This window comes from Dokdonella sp., from assembly GCF_036518555.1.
Lineage (GTDB): Bacteria > Pseudomonadota > Gammaproteobacteria > Xanthomonadales > Rhodanobacteraceae > Dokdonella_A.
In genome coordinates this window covers 1-6,694 of the sequence record NZ_DATDMY010000102.1, presented here as the reverse complement: position 1 = coordinate 6,694, position 6,694 = coordinate 1, and the positions used below count along the sequence as shown (strand labels likewise).

Genomic DNA, 6,694 nt, shown 5'->3' with positions numbered 1-6,694 from the left:
CCGCGATCATCCAGGTCGCTTCATCGCGTCCGCTCGAGCGCGAAGTCGACGTTGCCGAAGATCAGCTGGAAGCTGCCCGTCAAGGTGCCGGAGCCGATGCTCAAGCCGGTCCAGAACGTCGCATCGCCGGCGGAATTGTCGAGCAGGAGCTGCGCGCTGCCGAAGTCGGGCATGCCCGCTTTGGACGTATAGACGGCTCCCGGCAACGACCAGCCGGTCGCGCGCAGGCTGCCCTGGGCATGTCCGGACGGCCGCCCGTACTGGAACAGCTCGACCTCGACCAGGGTTCCGGCCGGATCGGTCCAGAGCAGATCGTCGAAGCCGTCGCCATCGACGTCGGCGGTCGCGATCTGCCCGCGCGGAAGGTCGGGCATGCGCACGCCGACGCTGCCGCGCGGCTTGCCGTCATCCATGAGCAGGATCGTCGCGTTCGTGCTGCCCGGCTGCTGGAACACGAGGTCGGTGCGCCCGTCGCCATCGAAATCGCCACTGCCGCGCCATTCGAGTTCGGGATTCACCTCGAGCGGCGTGATCGCTTCGCAGCGGTCGCGCTGGAACAGGCACTGCACGATCGCATACCTGCGCGTGGCCGGATCGCGCACCAGGGCATCGGCCTCGACGTCGCCGTCGACCTGGATGAGATCGAGGATCTCGCCATTGCCGAGCACGCCGGAACTGCGCGGCGTCATGCGGCCGCCCGCATCGACGGTGTAGTACACGCCTCCCTTGCGCACGAGCGCCTGGTCCGTGGCGAGGCCGTCGAACCGGTCGGCATCGATGTAGGCGTCGAACACGCCCATGCCGAGCGGCATCCACTGCTGGGTGCCGAGGTCGAGCCATTCACGCGCGTCGCTGACGAGGTCGTGGCGCACGGGTGCGGACTGGTCGAACTGGAGCAACGCGGTCGGTGGCCGGAATACGAACAGGGTGCCCGACGACACCGCATTCGGCGCGTAGCGCGCGTCGCCCTCGTAGCGCGCCTCGATCGTATAGCGACCACCCTGCGGCAGTGCGCCCTGCGGCGGCGGCGGCAGGCTTGCCCGACCGTTGACGACCGGCGCGCGACCGAGTTCACGGCCGCGCCGGTTCGGATCGACGACGGTGAACACCACGCTACCGGTCGGCGGCACCGGGCCGTTGCCGGCGACGTCGACGGCGATGTCGAGCGTGCCGTCCATTGCCGCCATGCGGAGCGGATATCGGGGCAGCGTCAGGGCGACCGGTAGCAGGTCGGCCACGCTCACGCACGCGGACAGTTCGGACGTGTTGCCGTCCGTGTCGGTTGCGGTGGCGGTGAGCACGTCGCCGTCCTGCAGCCTGCCGAACGGTGGCTGGTTCAGGACCTGCGCGAAGCCCGCATCACCCTGACCGTCGGTCGTCACGTCGAAGGACTGCAGGAACATGTCCGCGACGTCTCCGCCACTGCTGGTGCAGGCGGCGGACAGGAACACCTCGATCGTGTAGGTCCTTCCCGGCATGCTGTGCAGGCTGCCTTCGAGCAGTCCGGCCGTGTTGGCGGATGTGAGTTCCGGCCGGTTCTGCAGGCGATTCGGTCCTTCGTCCGCGTCGAGCGGATCATTCGCGAGCGGGCTCTGCGTGGTCAACGCGATCGCCGTCGAGTTGAGGTCGAGGAAGACGTTGCGACTGAGGCGGTTGCCGGTGCCGGCCGGCGTCGACGACGGGTTGCTTGACCGCGGCGCGAACACGATGCCGGCATTGCCGTTGCGGATGGCGTTGTCCGCGACGACGGTATCGCGGGTGCCGTCCTCGAGCCGGATCGCGGTACCGGTGCCGAACGCGGGAAGCCCCCATACGTTCGTGCCGAAGACGTTGCGCGCGATGCCGTTGCCGCTGGTATCGGGCCCCGGGGCGCCACCGTGCAGGTAGATGCCGTCGTAGTCGACCGCCACGAAGTGATTGTCGACGATGCCCGAATCGCGCAAGCCGAAGCTGTCGCGCTGGATCTGTATGGGATACACCGAGCGATACGCACGCGGCACGTTGAGCGCGATGCTGCCGGTCAGCACGCCGGCATGGCCGATGATCGATCCGCTCACGGCTTCGCCCATGCCGTTGCTGCCGAACCAGTTGTGCTGCACGGTATGGTTGGTGCCGTCGATGGCGAGCGCGATCGACGCGATGCCGGCGAAGATGTTGCCGTTGTCGGGGTCGGGATCGCCGATCACGCTGTCGCGGCTCATGAGCACGCCAAGGGCCGCGGAAACGCCGCCGAGGCCCACGACGTCGCCGTTCGCGCGCACGCCGAAGCGATTGGCGACCACCTTGACGCCGTCGGCCAGGACCAGCATCGCCGCGCCGCCGCAACCGGCACTGTTGCCGACGAAGGCGAGACCGGCGACCAGACTGCGCTCGGCGCCGCGCACGAGGGTCAGCGCGGAGCCGAAATCGTTGTTCGCGTTGCACGCCATGCCCGCGATGTCGATCTCGATCAACGGCTGTGCGGGGAAACCCGGGCGGCTGCCCGGCTGCGAGAATCCGGACATCGCGATCCGACCCTTGATCGGCGGCAGCGGCGATCGCAGTGCGATCGTCCACGGCCCCGGCCCGCTCACCGCCGGATCGATCGCGAAGCTGATGCCGTCGAATCCCGGATTCGCGTTGGCATCGGCGATCGCCTGCCGCAGCGAACCGCCGCCGCTGTCCGCCGGCGTCGTGACCCTGAAGCTGGCCGCGTGCGCGAGCCCGGCCGCTGCGATGCCGGATACGAAGAGAACGAGAGGTGGTAGACATCGGATTCGGGACATGCGCAGTGCTCCGTGGACTGGGGAAAGATGACGGCTCATTCGAAACCGCTGCGGAAGATCAGGTCCGGGCGTGGCCCGGCCTCGACCATGACGTCGCTGCTGTCGTTGCTGTCGCCCGCGACGAGATCGGTCGCTTGCGAATCGAAGGCGAGCCGTCGGCCGTCGGCGCTGATGCCGCTCGCCGATCCGGAGCGCAGGTCGCCGAACACGGACGGCCCCGCGAGCGCGTGGCTCACCAATCGCCAGCGCGTGCTCGCGCCGTTCCACAGGAATACCTGCGGGGGTGCGGGCGACGTGAAGTCACAGGTCGCGAGGACATCGCCCGCATCGGTCACGCGCGGATAGCGGCACTGGATCGGCGACAGCGCGAGCGGCGGATCGAAGTCCTCCGCTCGCGGCAACGGGATATTGATCAGCGACTCGTGCTCCCGGTCGTAGCGGTAGACGCGATTGACGCTGCCGGGCACGAGGTTGGCCGAGGTCGACCTGAAGGCGACGAAGCGCCCGTTGGCGGAGATCGTCGCCTGGTCGGACAGGCCGTCGCCGAGCGCGCCGTCGGGCGCGCGGCTGAGCAGCGTGTACGTGTTCGTCGCGCGGTCGAGCACGTACGCCTGCGGCAGGCCGTTGCCGTTGGCCGGCGTCATGCCGTTGGCGCGACTGGAGAACACCACGCGCTGTCCGTCCGAGGAGATCGCCTGCGGCGTCAGCGGTTCCACGCTGCCGTCGGCGAACTGGCCGAAGCGGTTGAGGCTGAGAATCGACAGCGTGTGGGTGACGGCATCGTGCAGGAACACGTCGACCATGCCGTTGCTGTCGCCGAACACGAGGTTGCTCGCGGCCGACACGAACACCGTGTAGCGGCCGTCGCCCGACACGGCCGGACTGCGCGCCGGGCTGTTCGCCTCGCTGCCGCTCGCGTCTTCACTGATGCGCGTGATCGCGCCGGTGTCGAGGTCGCGGCGAAACACGTTGAGCTGGGTGCTGCCTGCAACGAGGTTGGTGGCGTAGCTTTCGAACGCGACCACCGTGCCGTTGCCGGAAACAGCCGGCGCGTAGCAGATCGTGTCGGCAGGCTCGTTCGTTCCGGGCGCCGAACTGACGCGCGTCAGCGCGTGGCTGTCCAGGTCGTAGCGATAGATGTTCTCGACAGCATTGCCGCCCGGCACCAGATTGGTCGCCGTGGAGACGAACACGACGGCGCTGCCGCCGCTGGCCAACGCCGTATCGCGCAACGGTGCATCCGGCTGCACCGCACCGGCCCCGGTCACGCGCACGAGCGCAGGCTGAGCGCCCACCGGATCGTTCGCGCACAGACCGGTCGCAACGACAGCCAGCGCCGCTGCGCGGCGCCTGCATCGATGGAACATGGAGCTCCCTCACGTGGGTCGTTCCATACCCAAACGTGATTCGAGCGCCAAAACCCCAATGCCGATCGCGGCCCGTGTCCGTGTTCCCGCACCCGGCCATGCCGCGCGCGCCCTGCTCGGGCGCACGCGGCAGGAGCGATGGATCCTGCTTCGCTAGCCGTCGAAGCCGTCGTCGAAGAGGCGGTCGCCGAGGTCGAAGCTCACCGGCACGACGAGGCGCGGGTGGGCCGGGTCGTTGCTCGCGATGCAGAGGTTCGCGGCGTAGTGGCCGGCCGCGAGCTGTGACGGATCGAGCGTCGCGGTGAGCGTGGCCTGCGCGTGCGCATCGACGCTGCCCGAGCTCGCGTCGAGGCTCAGCCAGGGCACGTCGGACGGCGCCGCGCACGCGTCCGGCTGCTCGACCGCGCGCACGAGCAACGCGTGATAGTCGTTGAACTGGTCGATGATCGGATCCCAGCTGCCGAGCGCACCCGGATTGCCGCGCATGAGATAGCCCGACGCCGCGCCCGGCGCGCCGCTGACGTCCGAGGCGACGAACGCGGTGCCGGGGTTGGTCGGATCGAACTGCACACCGATGTACACGTTGCCGCTCGCGACGCTGATGCCGAGCGCGGACAGGTCCACGCGCACGAACGCGGCCGTCGCGGTGGTCGGGATGTCGGTCGCGATCGCGTCGACCGATGCGAGCAGGTTGCCGGGGCCGCCGTCCCAGCCGGTGTCGTCGTAGACGACGAGCTGGAACGCCTGGCTCGTGCCGTTCGCCGAGGCGAGGAACGCGACGCACGCGCTCGTGAACGTCGCGGGGTACGCGCTCGGCGTGAAGCGGTCGACATAGCCGGCAATCGTGAACAGGCCGGAGCCGTCGCGGTAGCCGTCTTCGGGCGCGCCGTCGTCGTGGACGATGATGCCCGGCGTGGATTCGTCGCAGCCCTCGGTCACCGCGCCGCGCAGCGAGACGACCTCGGGCTGGCGCGCGTGCCAGCGGTCCCGCGTTGCCGCGTTCGCGGCGAGCTTGCGCACGGCGAGCGGCGATGCCGCCTGCGGCGCGGGCGTGCTCGACGGCCGCGCCGCGGGTGCTTCGAGCGCGGACCATTCGAGCACCTGGTCGCCGCCGTTGGCGATCACGAGCGGCAGCGCGACCGCGGCGCCACCGGGCTCGGCCGACGCGGCGAGCGGATCGGGCGTGACCGCGATCGACGCCGGCACGAGCGCGGGCGCGACATCGAGGTGCACGGCCGCGCCGGTCGCGTACGCGGTCGGCGACGTGCGCGTCCACGCGAGAGCGCTCGCGGGCGAAAGCGACGGCGTGTCGTAGGAGTACTGGTTGCCGATCGACGCATCCGCATTCTGCAGGCCGACCGTCGCGCTGCCGCCGTTGTCCCAGTCCGGGTTCGCGGCATCGCCGAAGACCGTGTTGGCGTAATGGAACTCGAGCGAGCCGTCCTCGCCGAGCCAGGCCTGGAATACCGCGGGCGTACCGCCCGACTGCAGGAAGTGCGGGCGGATCCATTGCACGATCGCGCGTCGGTTCGGCGCGGTACCGTCGACCCGCCACCAGACGTTGCCGGCGCTGTCGGCGAAGTCGTCCCAGAACGGCGCGATGATCGGCCCGCCCATGAACACGTCGGGCGCGTACGGCAGCGGATCGTTGAACGCGTAGCTGAAGCCGGTCAGCGTGCCGAGCACGAGCGTGCCGTTGTTGCCGATCGTGAGCAGGTCGCTCGTGCCGTCGAAGAACGGGAATGCGAATGGCAGGGTCACGCCGGTCGCGCCGTCGTCGGCGAGATCGAGCGGCGTGCCGCTGCCGACGATGTCGGTGAAGGCGAACGCGACCGGGGCGGCGGCGTAGCCGGGCTCCTGGTCCTGCGCGGTCCAGTCCGCGGCGTAGTCCTCGACGCCGAGCGTCGCGGTAACGATGCGGTTGAAGCGCATCGATGCGCCCGGCGCGACGTCTTCGTGCATGAGCGTGAAGATCGCGCCGTCGACGCTGTCGACGAGCGTGTGGTAGGCGAGCGTGCGGGTCGAATGGTTGGTCAGCGTATAGCAGAAGTTGACCGCGTCGCCCGCATGAACGGCGAGGTCGGTCGCGCTGCCGCAGGTCGCCGGGTCGCCGTCGTCGAGCGCGAGGCCGACCTCGAGCGTGATCTCGCTGCCGAGGGCGGCGGCGGGGCGCGCATGCAGGCTCGTCGACGGCGCCGCGCCGGCGAACAACGGGCTGAGCAGGCCGGCCACGACGGCACGGCGAAGGAGGATCGGGATCGTGTTCACGGTGGGTATCCTGGCAAAGGGTCGCGACGGCCGGGCCCGGCCCGAACGCACGGCCCCACCCTAGGCAGACCGGCGCTGCCGCACGTCAAACGCGCGTCAGGACGCGTTGACATCGACGTGACATCGGCATGAAACGCGCGTCAGGGCGCGTGTTCGGCCGCGAGGCGCTGGCCGCGCAGCACCTCGATGCGATCGCGCAGGCGCGCGGCCGCTGCGGTCTCGCCGCCGGCCTCGTACAGCGCGAGGAGCGCGTCGGCGGCACCCAAGTCGCGGTCGGCGTAGGCGGCGAGGCGA

General features: G+C 69.9%; 3 protein-coding genes. All 3 read right to left on the bottom strand.

All coding sequences use genetic code 11. The features are described 5' to 3' along the window. Positions 1–20: 20 nt before the first annotated feature. Positions 21–2,765, bottom strand: coding sequence for an FG-GAP-like repeat-containing protein (locus tag VI238_RS06345; RefSeq protein ID WP_331649611.1), 2,745 nt, complete (start codon positions 2,763–2,765; stop codon positions 21–23). A gap of 35 nt (positions 2,766–2,800) precedes the next feature. Continuing rightward, entirely contained in the window at positions 2,801–4,060 is a 1,260-nt protein-coding gene (locus VI238_RS06340; protein WP_331649609.1) for a hypothetical protein, read from the bottom strand. A 225-nt stretch (positions 4,061–4,285) separates the two neighbouring features. Continuing rightward, entirely contained in the window at positions 4,286–6,400 is a 2,115-nt protein-coding gene (locus VI238_RS06335) for a hypothetical protein (protein ID WP_331649607.1), read from the bottom strand. Positions 6,401–6,694 lie beyond the last annotated feature (294 nt).